Below are 20,311 nucleotides of genomic sequence, written 5' to 3'. Positions count from 1 at the left end.
TCAATCCGACGATTCCGCTCGCTCCAGTTCGGCGGGCTTGCGCCGGGCGAAGGTGGCGGCGAGTTTCAGTTCCTCCTCATCGGTCAGTTCCGCTGCCGCATCGGGAAACATCTCCTCCTCCTCCTCGATATGGTGGAGATAACGCTTCTTCAGCGTGGCGAAGGTTTCCCGCCATTCAGAGCCGTTGAATGGCTGCTCCTGCAGCTCCTCCAGATAATCGTCGATTTCCTTATGCTCGGCTACGCTATGCTGTGCATCTTTGCGCAGGTCAGGACGGGCGAGCATCGTTGCATAGAGCGTCTCTTCCTCCGCCGCCGCATGAGCAGTGACTTCCACACGGAACTGCTCGAACAGCTTCTCCAGCCGATCATTATCGTCCCTCGCGTCAGCCATTTTCTTAAACAGCTGGCGATGGGCGTCATGATCTTGCTTCAGTTTGTCGAAAATCGTGGCATTGGCCATGATGTACTCCTCTGATTTAGAGGGCACAACGAAAGGCGAGGAGCTTTGGGTCCGCTGGTTCAGCCGAACAGGAAATGGAAGATGATGGCGACGGGAATCCATAGCAGGCTGCTGGCGATGCTGGTCAGCCACACCTGTGCCACATCCCTGCGAAAGCGGAGGTCCAGGCCTGACATCGACAGGCCGCTTTCATCCAGTAATTCCCACCGGCGTTCCATGTCCCTCGCCACCATTGCAAAGCCGCCGATTGCGATGATCAGGGCAAGGTGCAACACCAGTGAGCCGCCCATCCTGGCGACGATACCGATCTGAAGAAGGCAGAAAACAACAAGCGCAATGGCCAGATGGCTGCTCATGCGCTTGGCATAGCGGCTGCCATGAGATCGTGCAGAATCATCGTTGAATGCCGTTGCCACCAGCGCCTTCCCCTCGACTTTTATTAAATCTCAAGAAATCACGAAGTGCCGCACTTATCAATAAGGAAAACTACCGTCAGTCGAAAAGCTCCAGTTGCGAAGGGGGAGGGGTGAGCTGCCGTTGAAGGTCGGCCTTGTCGGTCAGGTGAACCGGCCTCCAATCGCTGGCGACCAAAAAGGGCCGCAGCTTGGCAATCGAATTTGTCACCCGCGCGACATCGTCCAGCCGAAGGCGGCGGACCCTGCGGCTCGCCAATATGCGATCGACGGCTTTTACGCCAAGGCCCGGCACCCGCAGCAACATCTCACGCGGGGCGCGGTTCACATCTACCGGGAATATGGTCCGGTGCCGCAAGGCCCAAGCCAGCTTGGGATCAATGTCGAGCGGAAGAAGCCCTGTGACGGGATCTGTCGCCTGCTCAAGATCATCCACTGAAAAGCCATAAAAGCGCATCATCCAGTCCGACTGATACAGGCGGTGTTCGCGCAACAGTGGGGCGCGCTTTAATGGAAGGACGCTGCTTGGCGAGGGAATGGGCGAAAAGGCGCTGTAATAGACGCGCCGTAGAGCATGGCGGTCATATAGAGATCGCGCACGCCGGATGATGGCCCGGTCATCTGCTCCGTCGGCGCCTATAATCATCTGCGTGGATTGTCCCGCGGGGGCAAATCGGGGCGCGTGGTGGTAGTGCTTTCGGGCATCGCGCGTATCTTCGATGGTTGTGCGCAGCCCGCTCATCGCATCTTCGATCCGTATAGCATCCTTTTCGGGCGCCAGTCGCCGAAGCCCCTGCTCGGTTGGCATCTCCACGTTGATCGACAGCCGGTCAGCGAAAAGACCCGCTTGATGCGTCAGTTCCGGATCGGCATCCGGGATCGTCTTGAGGTGAATATACCCGCGAAAATCATGTTCTTCCCGCAGTGCCCGGGCGACGCCGACCAGCTGTTCCATCGTATAGTCGGGCGATCGGATGATGCCGGAGGACAGGAAAAGTCCCTCAATATAATTGCGGCGGTAAAAACTAAGGGTCAGTTCGACCACTTCGCCCACGGTGAAGCGCGCCCGGCGAACGTCGCTCGACCGGCGATTGATGCAATAGTGGCAATCAAAGATGCAGCTGTTGGTCAGCAAAATCTTGAGCAGCGATATGCATCGCCCGTCAGGTGCGTAGGCATGGCAGATGCCCATGCCTTCGGTTGAACCCAAGCCGCCCTTCTGTCCTGACACGCTATCGCGCTTCTTCGTTCCGGAGGATGCGCATGATGCATCATATTTGGCTGCGTCGGCGAGGATTTTCAGCTTTTGCGGAATAGAAAGGGCGGTCATTAGTTCATGTTATGTTCTTATTCTCCACTTGTCTTTGATCCAGATTGCGAATCGCGTTGAGCCGACCATCAGTTTTTCCATCCTGGATCGATCCGATCGATCAACCGAACCATCGCCTCAAAATCAGGAACGCCCGGACCTGCCGGTAACTGAACGCCGCTGATATCACGCTGATGCACGGCTATTACTTCGTCCGGAATGTCGATGGGTGTGCCCGCAGAACCTGTCGCCACCTGTATTTCGCAGGCGCGCTGAAGCATCCAGTGCATGAGGAAGGCTTTGGGAAGGGTATCAGCCATGACCAGGGTGCCGTGGTTGCGCAGCATCATCAACCGCCGGTCACCGAGATTGGCGATCAGTCTTTCGCCTTCCTCGGGCCGCAGCGTGATGCCCTCAAAATCGTGATAGGCGATTCGCCCGGCAAAGGCGGCGGCATAGAAGTTGGTTGGACGTAGGCCCTCCTTCGTCGCGCTGACCGCCATGGCTGCGGTGGTGTGCGTATGGATGACGCAATGAGCATCGGGCAGGTGGCGGTGGAAGACGCTGTGCTGGGTGAAGCCGGCGCGGTTCACTGGATAGGGGCTGCCGTCCAGTATGTGTCCATCAATGTCGATCTTGACGAGGTTGGACGCCGTCACCTCGGAATAGAGCAAGCCGAACGGGTTGATCAGGAACGCGCTGTCGTCGCCGGGCACGCGCAGGGTGATATGATTGTAGATAAGTTCCGACCATCCCATGTGGTCGAATATGCGGTAGCATGCAGCCAGTTGCCGACGCGCTTTCCATTCTTCACTGGGCATGTCATCAGCGGAAGCGGCGGTTGCCATGGTGGTCCTCCTTTACCCTGTCGTCGTAACTATCGTCCCCGGCGGCGCTGCTGTCGAGCGAAACGGCTTTGGGGTTGAATTTGGCCGACTCTGCTGGTAGGGCGCGCCCCACACGGCGCAGGCTGCCCTGCGACGACTCATTGCTATTACTTTCGGTAGGCCCGTCGGGAAGGGTTTGTTTCCTGACGAACCGCCCGTTTTCGACTGGAGTTTGACTGGATTATGCAAATCATCGTTCGCGACAACAATGTCGACCAGGCCTTGCGCGCGCTCAAGAAGAAGCTGCAGCGTGAGGGCGTGTATCGCGAGATGAAGCTGCGCCGTCACTACGAAAAGCCCTCGGAGAAGCGCGCCCGCGAAAAGGCCGCTGCGGTTCGCCGCGCGCGCAAGCTGGAGCGCAAGCGCGCTGAGCGTGACGGCGTTCGTTAAGACGCCCATCTCCTAAGGGGCGGCGGTTTCTCCGCCTCTTTCTGCTGATCATCCGCATCGCGAGGTTTAGGTCCATGTCCACGACCGCTGTTCCCCTTCGTCCCATCGCCAAGGGGTCGCTGACGCGCCTCTGGATCGGCGTTGCCGCCGTGGCGATTGCCGCAGGCGGCTTGGCTTGGGCTGGGCAGCGCGGGGTCGAGCCTTCGCCTGCCAGCTACTTCGCCCGCAATGCTGGGGAGGAAGGTGTGGTCACGACCGAATCGGGCCTCCAGTACAAGGTTCTGGAAGAGGGCACTGGTCCCAGCCCCACCGCAGCGGACGTGGCGCTGGTGGGATATAAGGGCACTTTGCTCGACGGCACCGTCTTCGACGAAAATGCCCAGACCGCGATGCCGGTCGATGGCGTTGTGCCGGGCTTTTCCGAAGGTCTGCAGAAGATGAAGAAGGGCGGCAAGTACCGTCTCTGGATTCCGCCGCAGCTCGGCTATGGCGAACAGGCGGCTGGACCTATCCCCGCCAATTCCGTGCTGGTCTTCGATGTTCAACTGCACGATTTCAAATCGAAGGCCGACATTATGCGGATGCAGCAGATGATGCAGCAGGGCGCGGCTCCTGCGCCCCTTCCCGGCCGCTGATCGCATCGCCGAAAGGTAAGAGAATAGAAAAGGGTCCGGTTTTCGGACCCTTTTCTATTCGGTGACGACAATCCCCTTTGATTCGGGATCATCACTGATCGCCTTGGACCGTTCCTCGAGATAGACCTTGATCATCGCCACGATCGGGTCGGCCAGGAACAGGCCCATTATTCCAAACAGCGCGCCGAACAATATCTGCGCAGCCAGGACCAGCGCGGGGGCAAGGTCGGTTGCCCGCTTCGCCACCATGGGAACGATCAGGTAACCATCGACGATCTGCACTACGAGATACACGAAAAAGGCATAGATTCCGGCATCGACCCCCGCCGAAAATCCGACGAGTACGATCAATACGCCCGATATGATCGACCCGATGTTCGGCAGAAAAGCGAACAGCCCGGTCAGGATTCCGAGCAGGCCAGCCATTGGGACGCCCCCCGCGAGCAACAGCAGCCAAGTTCCAACGCCCTCGACCGCCATGCCAATCAGACGGCCGAACATCAAACGGCGCAGCGTCCACCCCATCCTGTCGACGACATTATAGAAGCTTAAGCGGGTGCTCATGGGCAGCATCCATGCGACGCCTCGCTCATAAAGGCGCGGCTCCACCGCAATGAAAATCGCCAGCACCAGCATCATTACGCCGCTTGTGACGGCGCCCATGACGGTGCCGACCGCCGCAGTGACCCGACCGATAGAATTGAAAGCCTGCGTAGCGAGGCTCTTGAAATCATTGGGTGTCGTCGTCACGCCCAGTTGCTGCATCCAGCCACCGATGCGGGTGGCCTGTGTCTCTATGATCGTCCGCATCGCCTGCGCCTGCGCAGCCAAACTCGCCCCTGTCAGGTAAAATGTATAAGCTAGAAACAGCAGTATGGAGAGGAGCACGATCGTCAGGCGCCAACCTCGGCCGACCGGCAATATGCGGCCGAGCAGCCGAGTGCCGCCGTCCATCATGGTGGCCAGGACCAAGGCTCCAAGGATGAGCATGATCGGCTGCGCAAGCAAGGCTAGCAGTGCGACGGCGACCGCCATGGCGATCCACACACCCGCGCGTTTTATCTCATGTTGAACGAGCGGGCTGCGCAGTTCGCTCGGACCCGGTTGCTCAATGTGCACGTGTTTGCCGCTCAATCACCAGCCCCTTTGCAGATGTATTATTTCGGGGGTGGAACGCTCTCCGGGCGTAAGCGGTTCCCCGCCCGGCCACTACGCAGCGCGTGAATCCAGGTCACGGGATTCCAGCTGGAATTGCCGTCGAGTGAAAAAGTAATGAATTCGGCCCGTCCGCCAATCGCCTCCCAAGGAACAGGCCCCCCAAGGCCATTCTCCTCAAGCGGCGCGCGGCTGTCGGCGCTATTGTCCCTGTTGTCACCCATCAGGAAGACATGGTCGCGGGGAATGCGCACCGGACCATACCAATCCAGCGCGCTCGGCCCCATGTCGATCGTCACATAGCTTTTGCCATTGGGCAGGATTTCCCGCCGGACAGGCAACTGACAATATTCCCGCCCGTCCACCCCCGTGATGCGGGCGCCAGGGAACTGGGTGGGGGAACAGGGGGCGTTGCCATCGATCGGGATCAGGACCGGCTTGATCGCCTTCTGGGGAACAGCGGTGCCATTCAGGATGACCTGTCCGCCCCGAACCTCGATGATGTCGCCCGGCAGGCCGATAACCCGCTTGATATAGTCTTCCCGCCGGTTATGCGGTGACACGATGACGATGTCGCCCCGTTCGGGCAGGCGGCCGAAAATGCGGCCCTTCAGAAAGGGCAGGGGGTGGAAACTCGGCGAAACATAGGACCAGCCATAAGGGAATTTGCTGACCACCAGTCGGTCGCCCTTCAGCAACACCGGCATCATGGACTCGCTCGGAATGTAGAAGGGTTTGGCGACGAAGCTGTGAAAGGCCAGGACCGCCAGAATCAGAAGCGCGATGCTCTTCACCTCATGCCACCAGTCGATCGCACTCTTGTCCGTTCGGGCTGGCGATGCCGCCGCCGGTTCTTCTGTGGAAAGCGGGTCGTTCTCGCTCATGTCGGCTGCCGTCATGGATGGCTTCTCGGATGCTGGTGGTGCCGTGGTCACTGGGGCAAGGCCTCAATGATGACAAATGCCTGCGCCCATGGATGATCATCGGTTAGCGTGACGTGAATGACCGCCTTGTGTCCATCGGGTAGCATAGTTTGAAGCTGTGCGAGCGCGCCGCCAGTCAGTTCCAGCGTCGGTGCGCCGCCGGGGCGATTGACGACGCCGATGTCCTTCATGAACACCCCACGATTAAAGCCCGTCCCTACGGCTTTGGAAAAGGCTTCCTTGGCGGCGAAACGCTTGGCGAGCGTCCCTGCCTTGGTGAACGGGCGGCGGTTTGCCTTGGCGCGCTCGACCTCGGTAAAAACGCGCTGCTCGAACCGCTCACCAAAGCGATCGAGCGAATTTTGGATCCGCTCGATGTTGCATAGGTCGGATCCGAGGCCGATGATCAACGCGCCAGGTCCATCTGCCGCCGCATTTCGCGGATGCTGCTTTCCAACCCGCTGAAAATGGCCTCGCCAATCAGGAAGTGGCCGATGTTGAGTTCGGCCACCTGCGGAATTGCCGCCACCGGGCCTACATTGTCGAAGGTCAGGCCATGACCAGCATGGGGTTCGATACCATTTTTGGCCGCAAGCGCCGCAGCATCGGAGATGCGCCGCAACTCCTCAGCGCGCGCTGAGCCGGAAATATGCGCATAGCGCCCGGTGTGAAACTCCACCACCGGCGCGCCCAGGCGCATCGCTGCCTCGATTTGCGCCGGATCAGGTTCGATGAAAAGGCTGACGCGGATCCCTGCGTCCCCCAGTGCGCCGACGATCGGTCGTAGCGCCTCGATCTGCCCGGCGGCATCCAGACCGCCCTCGGTCGTCCGCTCCTCGCGTTTTTCAGGCACGATGCATGCCGCATGCGGTCGATGCTTCAATGCGATGTCCAGCATCTCCCGCGTCGCGGCCATTTCCAGGTTCAGCGGAACGGTAAGAGCCGCCATCAGCGTGGCGATATCCTCGTCCCGGATGTGCCGCCGATCCTCGCGCAGGTGCGCGGTGATGCCATCGGCTCCCGCCTTCACGGCCAGCAACGCCGCCTTGACGGGATCAGGATGTTCTCCCCCCCGCGCATTCCGGATGGTGGCAACATGGTCGATGTTGACACCCAGGCGCAGGTGGGCGGGAGGTTGCTGCATGATGCCTATTGTTTCCGGCTTCCGGGTTTGATGGCGGGGATGGCCGCTAGTTCCGGCGGGACATCGTCTGCTTCATATACCGGGAAGTTGATGCTGACGAGCGGGTAGAAAGGGACGCCCAGATCTACTTCGCCTGCGGATCGATCGACCAGCGCTACTTCGGCGACAACGATGCCGCCTTCAGCCTCCACGGCTTCGATTGCCTGGCGCGACGACAGGCCAGTCGTAACGACGTCTTCGACCATCAGCACTTTTTGGCCTGGCGTTATCGCGAAGCCGCGCCGCAGCTCGAATTTTCCCTCGGGCCGTTCCAGGAAGACGGCATCCTTGTCGAGAGCGCGCCCGACTTCATGGCCGATGATAAGGCCGCCCATGGCGGGCGAGACGACAAGGTCGATGTCCTGCCGCAGTTCGCGGGGCAGCTTCTGCACGACTGCACGCGCGAGGCCGCCTGCGCGTTCGGCGTTCATCAATACCCGCGCGCATTGCAGGTAATTGGCGCTACGGCGGCCTGAGGACAGAATGAAATGCCCCTCCAGCAGCGCCCCTGCGGCCCTGAATTCTGCCAGTACTTCCTCGTCAGTCATCCGGTTCTTCGATCCATCAGTACATGCCCCAGGCCTATTTCGAAGCCATCCGGCACATCAACTTTAATATGGGTAATGCCCACGAACGCGCCCCTGCGCGCGAGGTGCGAGATAGGCGGACGACCGGGGCGTTGCAACAGCGAAGAAAATCTGCTCCTGCCCGCTTGAGGCAGGAAAAAAGCATGCCTATAAGCCGCGGCAGACCGACCGGGCGGAGGGGGATGCGCATGCGCGCGCCTTCGTTGCAGCGGCGCCAAGGGGTTACGGGGTAAGAAGACGCTTATGAAAATGGTGAAATCGCTCGTTCTCGCCGGGTTGCTGGCCTTTGCGCCAGCTGCGGTGTTGAACAGTCAGGCGCTGGCGCAGGACAATGCCGCCGTCGCAGCCGCCGCTGCGGGCAATGCCGCCGCACCGGCCGACTCGGGCGCCAATGCGGCCGCTCCTGCTGCCGAGGCTGCGCCTGCGGCCAAGGTTGCCGCGCCGCCCCGGATGAAGCCGACTGAGGGCATCGGCATGCCGCGCCCCGGCGAAATCACCTTGCAGGAACAGTTCAGCCCCACGGGTCATACCGCGCGCTGGCTGCACGATGTGCTGCTCCTGCCGCTTATCACGATCATCTCGGTCTTCGTGCTTCTTTTGATGCTCTATGTGATGGTCCGCTTCCGCCGTAGCGCCAATCCGGTGCCCTCGAAGACGTCGCATAATACGCTGATCGAAGTGATCTGGACTGTGGTTCCGGTGGTGATTCTCCTCGTGATCGCGGTGCCTTCGATCGGCCTGCTGGCAGACCAGTACAAGCCTGCGCCCAAGGATGCGTTGACCGTGAAGGTTACCGGCTATCAGTGGTACTGGGGCTATGAATATCCCGACAACGGCATTCCTGAATATGTCTCGAACATGCTTCCCAAGGAAAAGGCCGAGGCAAATGGCGAGCCTTATCTGCTCGCGCCTGACAATCGCATGGTTCTTCCCGCTGGCCGCCCGATCAAGCTTATCATCACTGGGGCTGACGTGATTCACGCCTTTGCGATACCCTCGCTCTGGGTGAAGATGGACGCGGTTCCTGGCCGTCTCAATGAGAAGACATTCACCATCGAGAAGCCGGGTGTCTATTACGGGCAATGTTCCGAACTGTGTGGCGCGCGCCACGCTTTCATGCCGATCGCGATCGAGGCGCTGCCTCCAGCCCAGTTCGACCAGTGGGTTCTCTCGCAGGGCGGCAAGCTTCAGGGCGCTGACGCAGCAGCTACGGCTGCTGCTCCCGCAGCGCCTGCCGCCGCCCCCGCCGAAAAGCTTTGATGTAAGGGCATAACGCCATGACCACCATTACCGCAGATCATCACGGCGATCATGCTCATGATCATCATGACGCCGATCACAAGCCAGCCTTCTTCCAGCGCTGGTTCATGTCGACGAACCACAAGGACATCGGCACTCTTTATCTGATCTTCGCGATCCTTGCTGGAGTGATCGGCGGCGCGATTTCGGGTCTGATGCGCGCTGAGCTGGCGCAGCCTGGCATTCAGTACCTCCACACCTGGGCGCAGATGACGGATGGCCCCTCGGCCACGCTCGATCAGGCCTATCATCTCTGGAACGTGCTGATCACCGCGCACGGTCTGATCATGGTCTTTTTCATGGTCATGCCCGCCATCATCGGTGGCTTTGGTAACTGGTTCGTGCCGATCATGATCGGTGCACCGGACATGGCCTTCCCGCGCATGAACAATATCAGCTTCTGGCTGTTGATCCCCGCTTTTGCTCTGCTGCTCGGTTCGACCTTCGTTCCTGGTGGTACGGGTAATGGCGCGGGCACGGGCTGGACGGTCTATGCTCCGCTCTCGACCAGCGGTTCTGCGGGGCCAGCAGTGGATATGGCTATCCTGTCGCTCCACATCGCGGGTGCCAGCTCCATCCTGGGCGCCGTCAACTTCATCACCACCATTTTGAACATGCGCGCGCCGGGCATGACCCTGCACAAGATGCCGTTGTTCGTCTGGTCGGTGCTGGTCACTGCCTTCTTGCTGCTGCTCGCGCTGCCGGTTCTTGCCGCCGCGATCACCATGCTGCTGACCGATCGTAACTTCGGCACCACTTTCTACGATGCCGCCGGGGGTGGCGATCCGGAGCTTTACCAGCATCTTTTCTGGTTCTTCGGGCACCCTGAAGTGTACATCATGATCCTGCCTGGTTTTGGTATCGTCAGCCAGATCATCTCTACCTTCAGCCGTAAGCCAGTATTCGGCTATCTCGGCATGGCATATGCCATGGTCGCGATTGGCGTCGTCGGGTTCGTCGTCTGGGCGCACCATATGTTCACCACTGGCATGTCGGTGAACGTGAAGATGTACTTCACGGCCGCGACGATGGTCATTGCCGTTCCGACCGGCATCAAGATTTTCTCTTGGATCGCGACGATTTGGGGCGGCTCGATCAGCTACAAGACCCCCATGGTCTGGGCGCTGGGCTTCATCTTCCTGTTCACCGTGGGCGGTGTCACCGGCGTGGTCCTGGCAAATGGCGGCGTCGATGACGTGCTGCACGACACCTATTATGTTGTCGCCCACTTCCACTATGTGTTGTCGCTGGGCGCCGTTTTCGGTCTCTTCGCGGGCTTTTACTATTGGTTCCCGAAGATGTCGGGCCGCATGTACAGCGAATTCCTCGGCCACCTGCACTTCTGGGTGTTCTTCGTGGGCGTGAACCTGCTGTTCTTCCCGATGCACTTCCTCGGTCTGTCGGGCATGCCGCGCCGCTACCCTGACTATCCGGAAGCCTTCGCATACTGGAACAGCGTGGCCAGCCATGGATATGAGATCATGGCCGTGGGCGTGTTGATCTTCTTCATCAACGTCTTCTGGTCGCTCGCTGCGGGTAAGAAGGCCGAAGGTAATCCGTGGGGTGAAGGTGCAACGACGCTGGAATGGACGCTGCCCAGCCCGCCGCCGTTCCACCAGTTCGAAACATTGCCGGTCATCGACTGACGACCGGCGAGAAAGAAAGCATCTCGCAGGGTGCCGGGTGGCGACCAACAGCGCGAACCCGCAATTAGCAGTCCCGGCGTCCGTGATGGCGCCGGGCTGCCGCACGAGGAGCATATGGCAAGTTCGCCGTTCATGACCGGGAGCGCCGCTCCCACAATTCCCGCGCACTGGCGCGACTTTGTCGCGTTAACCAAGCCGCGCGTGATGACATTGGTCGTCTTCACGGGTCTTTGCGGGCTGCTCGCTGCGCCCGGTCAAATCCATCCCGTGCTCGCCTTCACCGCCATCCTGTGCATAGCGCTGGGCGCTGGCGCAGCCGCAGCGCTCAACCAATGGTATGAGGCGGATATTGACTCAAAGATGAAGCGGACCGCTAACCGTCCGCTGCCCGCTGGCCGGATGGACCGGCAGTCGGCGCTTCATTTCGGCGTCGGCCTTTCCTTCTTCTCGGTCCTGCTGATGGGCGTGGCGACGAACTGGCTCGCCTCTGCCATCCTGGCGGTGTCGATTCTTTTCTATGTTTTCATTTACACTATTTGGCTCAAGCCTCGGACAACACAGAACATCGTCATTGGCGGTGCTGCGGGGGCTTTCCCCCCCGTTATCGGTTGGGCTGCAGTCACGGGTGACGTCGGCGCTCTCCCGGTGGCGCTTTTCATGCTCACCTTTTTTTGGACGCCGCCTCATTTCTGGGCGCTCGCGCTGTTCGTGAAGACCGATTATGCTGCGGCAAACATTCCGATGCTGCCAGTGGTATCTGGTGAAGTCGCTACACGCCGTCAGATATGGTTCTACACGGCGATCATGGCTGCCGCAGCAATGGCACCCGTGCTGCTTCGTCTTACCGGTCTGATTTACGGCCTCACAGCCTTGCTCGGGACGGGCCTGTTCGTGATCTTTGCTTTTCAGGTCTTCCGGCGGCGCGAAATGGATCCCAGCCGCATGGGTCCGGAACGCCGGCTGTTCAAATATTCGATCCTTTATCTTTTCCTTCTGTTTGGAGCGGTTGTCATCGACCGTTGGCTGCTGGCATGACACCCGAGGAAGAGGAGCAGGTACGCGGTCGGCAGAAGTCGCGCGCCATTATCACCGGGCTGCTGCTCGGGGCGCTCGTCATTCTCTTTTACGCGATCACGATCGCGAAGATCGGTGCGGGACAATAATGGCTAGTCTGCCGCCGTCGCCCTTTGACCGGGATCGCCGGAACCGCCGCACGCTCATGACAATGACGGCGGTAGGGTTGGCTATGCTCGGGCTCGGTTTCGCATCGGTTCCGCTCTACCGAATCTTCTGCGAGCAGACGGGATTTGGCGGCACGACGCAGCGCGCTGCTGCCGACGTCAAGTTGCAGCCAGCGGTCGGACATACAATGTCGATCCGGTTCGATTCCAATGTTCAACCTGGCATGCCTTGGCAATTCTATCCCGAGCACCGGACGGATACGGTGACCGTTGGCACGCGCGACATGGCGATCTTCATTGCCAAGAATATGTCGGACAAGCCGGTGACCGGCACCGCCAGCTTCAACGTGACGCCTACGCAGGCTGGGGCTTATTTCGCCAAAATCCAGTGTTTCTGCTTCACCGAGCAGACATTGCAGCCCGGCGAGCAGGTTCGCATGCCGGTGATTTATTATGTTGATCCCAAAATACTGAATGATCCCGACAATAGGGACACTCAGCAAATTACGCTAAGCTACACCTTCTATCCTGTTGAGCAGGACAAGAAGCCGAGCTAAGGCAATCCACGATAACGCGAACGCGAACAGGGAAGAGTACGTCATGGCAGGCGCCAAGCAGCACGATTATCACATTCTACCGCCCAGCATCTGGCCGTTATTCGGGTCCATGTCGGCGCTGGTAATGGCGATGGGCGCGATCATGTGGATGCACCCTGATGCCATGCCTGCCGGTGGTGGCTGGGTATTTCTGATCGGCGTCGCGGGCGTGCTGTTCACCATGTACAGCTGGTGGGCAAACGTCATCGCAGAGGCGCATGCGGGCGATCATACGCCTGTTGTGCAGTTGCATCTGCGCTACGGCATGATCCTGTTCATCGCTTCGGAAGTCATGTTCTTCGTTGGCTGGTTCTGGGCGTTCTTCGACTTCTCGCTTTTCCCGAGCCAGCTTGCTCCGATCGAAGGTCTGTTCCCGTCCAAGGGTATCGAGGTGATGAACGCGTTTGAGCTGCCGCTGCTCAACACGCTGATCCTGCTCTGCTCGGGCACGACCGTCACCTGGGCGCACCACGCTCTAATTCATGGAGATCGTGAGAGTCTGAAAACCGGCCTGTGGTTGACGGTGATCCTCGGCCTGCTCTTCTCTTCGATCCAGGCCTATGAATATATGCACGCGCCGTTCCCGTTCGGCGGCAGCCCCTACAGCTCGGCCTTCTACATGGCGACGGGCTTCCACGGCTTCCACGTTCTGATCGGCACGATCTTCCTGATCGTCAATCTGGTGCGCGTCTATAAGGGGCACTTCACTCCTCGCCAGCATTTCGGCTTTGAGGCCGCTGCCTGGTACTGGCACTTTGTCGACGTCGTCTGGTTGTTCCTGTTCGTCGCCATCTATGTGTGGGGCGGCTGGGGCGCTCCGATGCACGGCGGCTAAGGACTAGGCCTTATCCATCAAGAAAACGGCCGGTAATAACCGGCCGTTTTCTTTTAGACGGAAGATAATTATGCCTGCCGTCATGCTTCTTTTCACACCAGCGCTCTTCCAGCCGCCCTGCGTCTCTCTGCCCGGCGTCCGGCCGTCGAATATGAGCGCCGCGCCTGCCTTCCGGCAGTTCGGCCCGTCCGCTTTGGCCGGGGCGACGATATCGTCGGCGGTCAAGCTATGACCGCGCGTCGCGTCCCTCTTTTTGCCAGCATTATCGTGGCAGGCGCCGTGCTGGTCATGATCGCCCTTGGCATCTGGCAGTTGCAACGCCGCAGCGAGAAGGAGGCGATGCTGGCCCTTGCGTCGGCCAATCCAGCCAAGCCGACTGTCAGCTTCCCGCAAATGCCACCTGTTCCGCCCGTGCTGCTGTTCAGGCGCTCCTCCATCCATTGCCTGAATGTCGTTGGCTGGCAGACGGAAGCGGGACGGGCCGCCGATGGATCGGTCGGCTACCGCTATATCGCGCAATGCGCTACCGGGGCAGAAGGGCCTGGCGCGCTCGTTGCTTTGGGCGTCGCCAAGCAGCCGGACCTGAAGCCAAATTGGAAAGGTGGGCAGGTCACCGGCTGGATATCCGAAGAGCCTGATCACCGGACGTTGTTGTCGCGGTTCACGGCTAATGTTCTTCCGCTGCGGCCGATGCTGATCGCGGAGCGCGCACCGGAAGGGTTGAAACCGGTTGCCCCGCCGAGCGTCAACGACGTTCCGAACAACCACCTCGCTTACGCCATCCAGTGGTTCTTCTTCGCTGCGGTGGCCGTGGTCATTTACGTCCTTGCGCTTCGCAAGCGGGTGCCTCCACGGGCCGATCCGTCGTAAAGGCTTGCTCCAACGCTCCAGCCTCGTTACCGCGCTTCCCCATCATGCAATATGTGAGCACCAGGGGAAGCGCGCCTGCGCTGGGTTTCGAGGATGTGACGCTGGCAGGGCTGGCGTCCGATGGCGGCCTCTATGTTCCGGAAAGCTGGCCGCGCTTTTCGGAGGCGGACATACGCGCGCTCGCCGGGCTTTCCTACGTGGAAACCGCCGTTCGCGTCATGGCCCCCTATGTCGCGGGCTCACTTAGCGAAGACGAACTGCGCGAGCTGTGTACTGCCGCCTATGGCCGGTTCAGCCACAACGCGGTGACGCCGCTGGTGCAGCTGGACCACCAGCACTGGCTGCTTGAACTTTTCCATGGCCCGACCCTCGCGTTCAAGGATGTCGCGCTGCAATTGTTGGGGCAGCTGTTCGAGCGGTTCCTGTCTCGCCGTGACGATCATCTGACGATTGTCGGTGCGACGTCGGGCGACACGGGGTCGGCAGCCATCGACGCCGTTGCGGGACGCGAGAAGATCGACATCTTCATGCTGCACCCCGAAGGCCGCGTGTCCGACGTACAACGGCGCCAGATGACCACGGTGCGCGCGCCCAACGTCCATAATATCGCGATCGAGGGCAGCTTCGACGATGCGCAGGCGCTCGTGAAGGCGATGTTCAACGACCCTGCCTTTTCGAAGAAGTTCAATCTGTCGGCGGTGAACAGCATCAACTGGGCGCGGTTGATGGCGCAGGTGGTCTATTATTTCTACGCCGCCGTAAGGCTTGGCGCACCGGAGCGGCAGGTCGCTTTTTCGGTCCCCACAGGTAATTTCGGCGACGTGTTCGCTGGTTATGTCGCGGCGCAGATGGGGCTTCCGGTTGCGAAGCTGATGGTCGCGACCAACGTCAACGACATTCTGCACCGCGCGCTGGCGGACGGTGACTATAGCCAGGGCCAGGTCGTTCAGACTTCCACGCCCAGCATGGATATCCAGATCAGTTCGAATTTCGAACGACTGCTGTTCGACGCGGGTGGCCGTGGCGGCCCGGCGCTAGCTGAACAGATGAAGGGGTTCGAAACAAGCCGCGCGATGCGCCTCACCAATGCGCAGCGGGCTGGCGCGGCGAAGTTGCTCGCTTCGGCGCGTGTCGATGGCGACGCAATGAACATGGCGATTCGCTGGGCCTTTGACGGAGCCGGTCAGGTCATTGACCCCCATACCGCCGTGGGCCTTGCCGCCGCGCGCGAGATGGAGGTTGAGGCGGGCGTGCCGATCGTTACGCTGGCGACGGCGCATCCGGCCAAGTTCCGCGAGGCCGTGGAGCGCGCCACCGGGCTTCGTCCGCCTCTGCCTGCCCGCATGGGTGACCTGTTCGCCCGTGAGGAAGCCTATGCCAAGCTGCCCGCGACCTTTGAGGCGATCACCGCCTATGTCGCGGAGCGCGCTACGCCGCGAGCATGAAGCTCGACACGCTCATCGGTGAGCCGTGGGCCGACTATGGCCTGCTCGATTCGGGTCACGGCCGCAAGCTGGAACGCTATGGCCGTTATCGCTTCATCCGGCCCGAGCCGCAGGCGATGTGGGCGCCAGCAAACGCGGATTGGCAAGCCGATGGCGAATTCGTGCCCGGTTCGGACGAAGAGGGCGGTGGGCGCTGGTTCTATGATCGCCCGGTGCCTGCCGAAGGCTGGCCGCTCAGCTGGAACGAGGTGACGTTCCAAGCAAGTTGCACGCCTTTCCGGCATCTCGGCTTCTTTCCTGACATGGCGCCGGTGTGGAACTGGATGCGGGAGCAGACGGCCGGGCTGGAGCAGCCGCAGATCATGAACCTGTTCGGCTATACCGGCGTCGGCACATTGGCGATGTCGGCTACCGGCGCGCAGATGGTGCATGTTGATGCGTCGAAGAAGTCGGTGGCGCAGGCGCGGGCCAATGCCGCGGCGTCGGGGATGGAAGACCGCCCGGTTCGCTGGATCGTTGACGATGCCGCGAAGTTCGTAGCTCGCGAGGTCCGGCGAGAGCGGCGCTATGACGGCATATTGCTCGACCCGCCCAAATATGGCCGTGGGCCGGACGGTGAAATCTGGAGGCTGGAAGAGGATCTGCCTCGGCTCATTGCGGATTGCCGCCGCCTGCTGGATGCCGACAGTCGCTTCCTGTTCCTGACCGTCTATGCCGTCCGCATGTCCGCGCTGGCGATTGGGCAATTGCTGCAGCAGGCCTTCGCCGACCTTCCGGGCACGGTCGAAGCGGGCGAATTGGCCGTGCGCGAGGAAGCAAGAGGGCTGGAGTTGCCGACGGCCATCTGGGCGCGCTGGCGGCGCTAGAGCGCGCTGCGTTGAATCGGACGCAGATCGCGCGCTCTAGTTTTTTGTTGTCGCATCGTTCTAAGCGCCAAACCGGTTCCCACTTTTGCGCACGATGCTCTAGCGCTTTCAGCCTAGCCCGACCAACGGCACGATATCGACCGGACGGCCATTGCGACGCAGTTCGATCGTGATGGTCGGACGCCCGCTTCCGGCGTTGCCCAGCGGATCGCCCTGTCGCACATCATCGCCCACGGCGGCGGAAAGCCGATGTAATCCGGTGATCAACGTGGTCCAGCCGCCGCCATGATCCAGGATCATGATCTGGCCGTAGCCGCGATAAGGCCCTGCGAAGACGACGCGCCCCGCCGTAGGCGCGACGGCGAGCGCGCCCGACTGGGTGACGATAGTGAGGCCCCGCGACCGGACGCCGCTTTCCGACAATTCGCCCATGCCGGTGACCAACTGGCCCATCACCGGCAAGCGATAGGGTGGAGGTCCGCCCGCACTGCGCTGCCTTGCCTGTGCGGGCGCCATGGCGAGGTCGGGGCGCGCTGGCCTGAGCAGCGGGCCGGGGAGCGCTGCGAGTTCTTCGCGTAGATCACCTGCCGCCTGGAGGCGATCCATCAGATCGACGATGTCGCGGGCTCTTTCGCCCAGGGCGAGAGCGCGGTCACTCTCCAGATTGGCGTTGGAGCGATAGTCCCTCTCCGCCAGCCGCTTTTGCGTTTCCAAGCTGCGTAAAGCGGCTTGGCTATTACGGAGGTCAGCCTGGCTTTGCGCGAGTGAAGCGGCCGCCTGCTCGGCGGTCTCACGCAAGGCCCGGCTACGCTCCAGTTCAGCGCGCAAACCAGCTGTGCGCTCCTGAATGACGGGCAATATCTGTCCCAGCACGGCGCGCATGTGGACGGCATCGCTCAGCGACCCCGGCTGCACCAGCGCCAAGGCCAGAGGTCGCCGCGCCATCATCTGGAGAGCGGCGGTCAAGCGGACAACCGGCTCCTGCTTGGCCGCCAGCCGTGCTGCTTGCGAACGCTGCATGCGGGCTATGATCGCGATACGCGCTTGGGCCGCTTGAATGTCAGCCTCGGCCTGCTGGATACGGGCAGCCATGGCGGCGGCGCGGCGGCGCGCCTGTTCGGCCTCGTCCCGCGCGGCCGTTGCCTGCTGTTCCAACCGCTGGGAGCGTTCGCGCGCTTGTTCGGACTGGATGCGGGCCGCCTTCAGCGCAGCCTGTTCCTGACGCAGGCTGGTTTCCCCCGTGCCGCCCAGGATGATGCCTGCTTGAGGAGCCGCCGCCAGGCGCGCGGCGGCGATGACCGCTGCGCCGCCGATGATCGCCGCGAAGGCTGTTGACCTTTTCACCCCTTGCCCCCTGCCGGTCCTGCTGGCGACCGGCGATATCTGACTAGGCGCAAACGACCATCCATGTCGAGCGGTGGCGGTATCAGCCTTCGCGATGATAGGGGTGGCCGGAAAGGATGGAACAGGCGCGCCATAATTGTTCGGCCAGCATGGCGCGGGCCATCATGTGGGGCCAGGTCATCGCGCCAAAAGCGATCAGCAGGTCAGCCCCGGCGCGGGCTTCGTCGTCGAAGCCATCGGCCGCGCCGATCAGGAAGCGGCATTCGCGCGCGCCCTGGTCTCGCCAGCCTTCGAGCCGCTTGGCGAAGTCCATGGAGCTGAGCTGGCGGCCTTTCTCGTCGAGCATCACGGTGATCGTGCCAGTCGGAGCGGGCGGCAGCTTGCCGCCACGGTCTGGCAGTTCGGTGATCCTGTGCGGCATGGTCAGCCGCTTCACATAGCGTTCGACCAGTTCCGCTTCGGCCGAACGTCCGATCTTGCCGCGCGCGATGATGTGGAGGAGCATGGATCACGCTCCTAACGGGTCAGTGCGCGCTTGTCGAAGGTCTGCATGCATCGGCGAGTGAGGCCGATGCGGTAAGAGCCTTCAGGCCGTGCCCGCCACCGGCGCGTCGACAAAGCCCCACATCCGTTCCAGATTGTAGAAGCTGCGCACTTCGGGCCGGAACAGGTGGACGATCACGTCGCCTGCATCGATCAGCACCCAGTCGGCGACCGGCAACCCCTCGACCCGCGCGGAGCGGCCGGTGGCCTGCTTGATACGCTCGGCAAGCTTCTGCGCCATCGACGCGACCTGACGCGATGAACGCCCGCTGGCGATCACCATATGGTCGGCAATGCTGCTCTTGCCTTCAAGCGGGATGGAGATGGTTTCCTGCGCCTGGTCATCGTCGAGCGATTTCAGGACAAGGTCGTGCAGGGCGGCAACGCTGTCGGCATCAGCCGGGTCGTTGGCAGGATGTGGTCTGGTCAAAAATGCTCCATTCTAGACAATCAACCGGCGCGTGAGCGGATCGCGCACGCGTGCATGTTCATATTCGCGATGCCAGAGGGGTTTCGCCTGCCGCAGCAGGGTCGCCGATCTTGGATCAGGGCGAAAGCGCAAAAGCACAAGCGCCGGCGGTCTCCAATCCGTCCAGTCTGCACTCTGGCGCGCGGGCCGGACGAAACGCCGCAGCCAGGCCATGGCCCCAGAGCCACGGGCAACTCCATCATAGCCGGGCCGGGCGATTACGGCAATGGGCATCTGTCGCGCGATGCCGCGCCAATCTTTCCACTGGCCGAACTGGGCGAGATTGTCCGCCCCCATCAGCCAGATGAACTGATTACGGGGGAAGCGGTGCCTGATCCCTTTTAGCGAATCGGCGGTGTATCGGGTGCCCAGCGCGTGCTCGATCGCGGTGGGCCGAATCGCCGCGCGTCGAGCAATATGGCGCGCATGGGCGAGGCGTACGGGAAGGGATGCCATGCCGACACGGGGCTTGAGCGGATTGCCCGGCGAGACCAGCCACCAGACTTCGTCCAGCCGCAGCTCCTTCGCAGCGAACAGCGAGATGGCGCGATGGCCGCCATGCGCCGGATTGAAGGAGCCGCCCAGCAGGCCGATGCGTGCCATTCAGCTTGCCGCCGTCGCTGCCAAAGGGCCAGAAATGAACCGATTGGTCACTCTGCTTCCATGAGCCCGCGTGCCTTCCGCACGCCCTTCCGCCGATGCCCCTGCGCCAGTTGCCTTTTCAGCTCCTCCGGCCGCGGCGCGACCAGGAAGCCGAAGCTGACGCAGCCCTCGCGCGTCTCGACCGCATGATGCAGCCGATGCGCCTGAACGATCCGCTTCATATAGGGAGAACGGGAAACATGGCGGTGGGTGATCCGCTGATGGACCAGGATATCGTGAAAGCCGAGATAGATGAGGCCGTAAGCTGCGATCCCTGCGCCGCAGGCTGTTGCCCAATCGCCCCAGCCCCATTGCACGCCGCCCAGCAGCAGCAGGATCGAGGGGAGGGCGAAGATCACGAAATAGAGGTCGTTCGCTTCCCACATGCCGTTGCGGGGGCGATGATGGCTGGCATGCAGGAACCAGCCCGGCCCATGCATCACCCAGCGGTGCATGACATAGGCAAAGCCCTCCATCGCGGTGACGGTGGCGGCGAAGATCAGGAACAGCAGGAAGGCGGACATGGCCCTCTGTATAAACGGGCGAATGAAGGTGCGCGACCCCGTATAATTCCGGACACGAAAAAGGCCGCGATCATCGAGATCGCGGCCCTCTTCATTCTGTAGTCGAA

Annotated in this window: 26 protein-coding genes; 11 read left to right on the top strand and 15 right to left on the bottom strand. The window is 61.4% G+C overall.

Annotated features, from left to right (window positions below):
* The 4 genes from ACZ5TB_RS10225 to ACZ5TB_RS10210 form a co-directional block, all read right to left on the bottom strand.
* Entirely contained in the window at nucleotides 1–462 is a 462-nt protein-coding gene (locus ACZ5TB_RS10225; protein ID WP_464791156.1) for a hemerythrin domain-containing protein, read from the bottom strand.
* 59 nt (nucleotides 463–521) lie between these two features.
* Nucleotides 522–878: a hypothetical protein gene (locus ACZ5TB_RS10220; protein ID WP_464791155.1), complete on the bottom strand. Its 357-nt coding sequence runs from the start codon at nucleotides 876–878 to the stop codon at nucleotides 522–524.
* Between the two features lie 76 nt (nucleotides 879–954).
* Nucleotides 955–2,205 carry a putative DNA modification/repair radical SAM protein gene (locus ACZ5TB_RS10215; RefSeq protein WP_464791154.1) on the bottom strand — a complete coding sequence of 417 codons (1,251 nt, stop codon included), beginning with the start codon at nucleotides 2,203–2,205 and terminating at the stop codon, nucleotides 955–957.
* A 68-nt stretch (nucleotides 2,206–2,273) separates the two neighbouring features.
* Nucleotides 2,274–3,032: a class II aldolase/adducin family protein gene (locus ACZ5TB_RS10210; protein WP_464791153.1), complete on the bottom strand. Its 759-nt coding sequence runs from the start codon at nucleotides 3,030–3,032 to the stop codon at nucleotides 2,274–2,276.
* Nucleotides 3,033–3,254: 222 nt separating this feature from the next.
* On the opposite strand from ACZ5TB_RS10210, the gene rpsU reads away from it, so the two are divergent.
* Nucleotides 3,255–3,461: a 30S ribosomal protein S21 gene (gene rpsU, locus ACZ5TB_RS10205; RefSeq protein WP_004208618.1), complete on the top strand. Its 207-nt coding sequence runs from the start codon at nucleotides 3,255–3,257 to the stop codon at nucleotides 3,459–3,461.
* 74 nt (nucleotides 3,462–3,535) lie between these two features.
* A complete protein-coding gene (locus ACZ5TB_RS10200) occupies nucleotides 3,536–4,096 on the top strand; it encodes an FKBP-type peptidyl-prolyl cis-trans isomerase (RefSeq protein WP_464778290.1) in 561 nt (186 codons plus the stop codon).
* Between the two features lie 54 nt (nucleotides 4,097–4,150).
* Here ACZ5TB_RS10200 and ACZ5TB_RS10195 read toward each other — a convergent pair whose 3' ends face one another.
* From ACZ5TB_RS10195 to pyrE, 5 genes are read right to left on the bottom strand one after another with little or no spacing between them, the layout of a single operon-like run.
* Entirely contained in the window at nucleotides 4,151–5,230 is a 1,080-nt protein-coding gene (locus ACZ5TB_RS10195) for an AI-2E family transporter (protein WP_464778289.1), read from the bottom strand.
* A gap of 23 nt (nucleotides 5,231–5,253) precedes the next feature.
* Nucleotides 5,254–6,150 carry a signal peptidase I gene (lepB, locus tag ACZ5TB_RS10190; RefSeq protein WP_464778288.1) on the bottom strand — a complete coding sequence of 299 codons (897 nt, stop codon included), beginning with the start codon at nucleotides 6,148–6,150 and terminating at the stop codon, nucleotides 5,254–5,256.
* 32 nt (nucleotides 6,151–6,182) lie between these two features.
* Nucleotides 6,183–6,584 (bottom strand): holo-ACP synthase, encoded by a 402-nt coding sequence (gene acpS, locus ACZ5TB_RS10185; RefSeq protein WP_464778287.1) that lies wholly within the window; start codon nucleotides 6,582–6,584, stop codon nucleotides 6,183–6,185.
* Nucleotides 6,581–7,318 (bottom strand): pyridoxine 5'-phosphate synthase, encoded by a 738-nt coding sequence (locus ACZ5TB_RS10180; RefSeq protein WP_464791152.1) that lies wholly within the window; start codon nucleotides 7,316–7,318, stop codon nucleotides 6,581–6,583. Before ACZ5TB_RS10180 ends, acpS begins: the two co-directional genes overlap by 4 nt.
* Before the next feature lie 5 nt (nucleotides 7,319–7,323).
* A complete protein-coding gene (gene pyrE / locus ACZ5TB_RS10175; protein ID WP_449474318.1) occupies nucleotides 7,324–7,905 on the bottom strand; it encodes an orotate phosphoribosyltransferase in 582 nt (193 codons plus the stop codon).
* A 282-nt stretch (nucleotides 7,906–8,187) separates the two neighbouring features.
* Between pyrE and coxB the strand changes: the two genes are divergently transcribed.
* The 6 genes from coxB (at nucleotide 8,188) to ACZ5TB_RS10145 (ending at nucleotide 13,501) form a co-directional block, all read left to right on the top strand.
* Nucleotides 8,188–9,204 (top strand): cytochrome c oxidase subunit II, encoded by a 1,017-nt coding sequence (coxB, locus tag ACZ5TB_RS10170; protein ID WP_464791151.1) that lies wholly within the window; start codon nucleotides 8,188–8,190, stop codon nucleotides 9,202–9,204.
* 17 nt (nucleotides 9,205–9,221) lie between these two features.
* Nucleotides 9,222–10,889 carry a cytochrome c oxidase subunit I gene (ctaD, locus tag ACZ5TB_RS10165; protein ID WP_464778284.1) on the top strand — a complete coding sequence of 556 codons (1,668 nt, stop codon included), beginning with the start codon at nucleotides 9,222–9,224 and terminating at the stop codon, nucleotides 10,887–10,889.
* A 114-nt stretch (nucleotides 10,890–11,003) separates the two neighbouring features.
* Nucleotides 11,004–11,924: a heme o synthase gene (locus ACZ5TB_RS10160; RefSeq protein WP_464791150.1), complete on the top strand. Its 921-nt coding sequence runs from the start codon at nucleotides 11,004–11,006 to the stop codon at nucleotides 11,922–11,924.
* A complete protein-coding gene (locus ACZ5TB_RS10155) occupies nucleotides 11,921–12,052 on the top strand; it encodes a hypothetical protein (protein WP_464778282.1) in 132 nt (43 codons plus the stop codon). Before ACZ5TB_RS10160 ends, ACZ5TB_RS10155 begins: the two co-directional genes overlap by 4 nt.
* Complete coding sequence (locus ACZ5TB_RS10150; RefSeq protein WP_464791149.1) at nucleotides 12,052–12,627, top strand: cytochrome c oxidase assembly protein; 576 nt, start codon at nucleotides 12,052–12,054, stop codon at nucleotides 12,625–12,627. The genes ACZ5TB_RS10155 and ACZ5TB_RS10150 overlap by 1 nt, the downstream gene beginning before the upstream one ends.
* 43 nt (nucleotides 12,628–12,670) lie before the next feature.
* Nucleotides 12,671–13,501, top strand: a complete 831-nt coding sequence (locus ACZ5TB_RS10145) for a cytochrome c oxidase subunit 3 (protein WP_464791148.1) — start codon at nucleotides 12,671–12,673, stop codon at nucleotides 13,499–13,501.
* A 3-nt stretch (nucleotides 13,502–13,504) separates the two neighbouring features.
* On the opposite strand, the gene ACZ5TB_RS10140 is transcribed toward ACZ5TB_RS10145, so the two are convergent.
* Complete coding sequence (locus ACZ5TB_RS10140; RefSeq protein ID WP_464791147.1) at nucleotides 13,505–13,726, bottom strand: hypothetical protein; 222 nt, start codon at nucleotides 13,724–13,726, stop codon at nucleotides 13,505–13,507.
* Nucleotides 13,727–13,729: 3 nt separating this feature from the next.
* On the opposite strand from ACZ5TB_RS10140, the gene ACZ5TB_RS10135 reads away from it, so the two are divergent.
* Genes ACZ5TB_RS10135 through ACZ5TB_RS10125 form a run of 3 tightly spaced genes read left to right on the top strand, consistent with a single transcriptional unit; the run spans nucleotide 13,730 to nucleotide 16,682 of the window.
* Nucleotides 13,730–14,371, top strand: a complete 642-nt coding sequence (locus tag ACZ5TB_RS10135; RefSeq protein ID WP_464791146.1) for an SURF1 family protein — start codon at nucleotides 13,730–13,732, stop codon at nucleotides 14,369–14,371.
* A gap of 44 nt (nucleotides 14,372–14,415) precedes the next feature.
* Complete coding sequence (thrC, locus tag ACZ5TB_RS10130) at nucleotides 14,416–15,816, top strand: threonine synthase (protein ID WP_464791145.1); 1,401 nt, start codon at nucleotides 14,416–14,418, stop codon at nucleotides 15,814–15,816.
* Nucleotides 15,813–16,682 (top strand): class I SAM-dependent methyltransferase, encoded by an 870-nt coding sequence (locus ACZ5TB_RS10125; RefSeq protein WP_464791144.1) that lies wholly within the window; start codon nucleotides 15,813–15,815, stop codon nucleotides 16,680–16,682. The genes thrC and ACZ5TB_RS10125 overlap by 4 nt, the downstream gene beginning before the upstream one ends.
* Before the next feature lie 108 nt (nucleotides 16,683–16,790).
* Here the strand turns inward: ACZ5TB_RS10125 and ACZ5TB_RS10120 are convergent, their stop codons facing one another.
* The 5 genes from ACZ5TB_RS10120 to ACZ5TB_RS10100 form a co-directional block, all read right to left on the bottom strand.
* Nucleotides 16,791–18,026, bottom strand: coding sequence for a murein hydrolase activator EnvC family protein (locus ACZ5TB_RS10120; protein ID WP_460986866.1), 1,236 nt, complete (start codon nucleotides 18,024–18,026; stop codon nucleotides 16,791–16,793).
* Nucleotides 18,027–18,108: 82 nt separating this feature from the next.
* Nucleotides 18,109–18,531, bottom strand: a complete 423-nt coding sequence (locus tag ACZ5TB_RS10115; protein ID WP_196224688.1) for a 23S rRNA (pseudouridine(1915)-N(3))-methyltransferase RlmH — start codon at nucleotides 18,529–18,531, stop codon at nucleotides 18,109–18,111.
* 81 nt (nucleotides 18,532–18,612) lie between these two features.
* Nucleotides 18,613–18,999 carry a ribosome silencing factor gene (rsfS, locus tag ACZ5TB_RS10110; RefSeq protein WP_449474303.1) on the bottom strand — a complete coding sequence of 129 codons (387 nt, stop codon included), beginning with the start codon at nucleotides 18,997–18,999 and terminating at the stop codon, nucleotides 18,613–18,615.
* Between the two features lie 12 nt (nucleotides 19,000–19,011).
* On the bottom strand, nucleotides 19,012–19,641 hold the full coding sequence (locus ACZ5TB_RS10105; protein ID WP_464791143.1) for a nicotinate-nucleotide adenylyltransferase: 630 nt from the start codon (nucleotides 19,639–19,641) through the stop codon (nucleotides 19,012–19,014).
* A 47-nt stretch (nucleotides 19,642–19,688) separates the two neighbouring features.
* Complete coding sequence (locus tag ACZ5TB_RS10100) at nucleotides 19,689–20,204, bottom strand: sterol desaturase family protein (protein WP_464791142.1); 516 nt, start codon at nucleotides 20,202–20,204, stop codon at nucleotides 19,689–19,691.
* Nucleotides 20,205–20,311: the final 107 nt, after the last annotated feature.

This window comes from Sphingobium sp. TomTYG74 (assembly GCF_055393875.1).
This window is presented reverse-complemented; position numbering and strand designations above follow the sequence as displayed.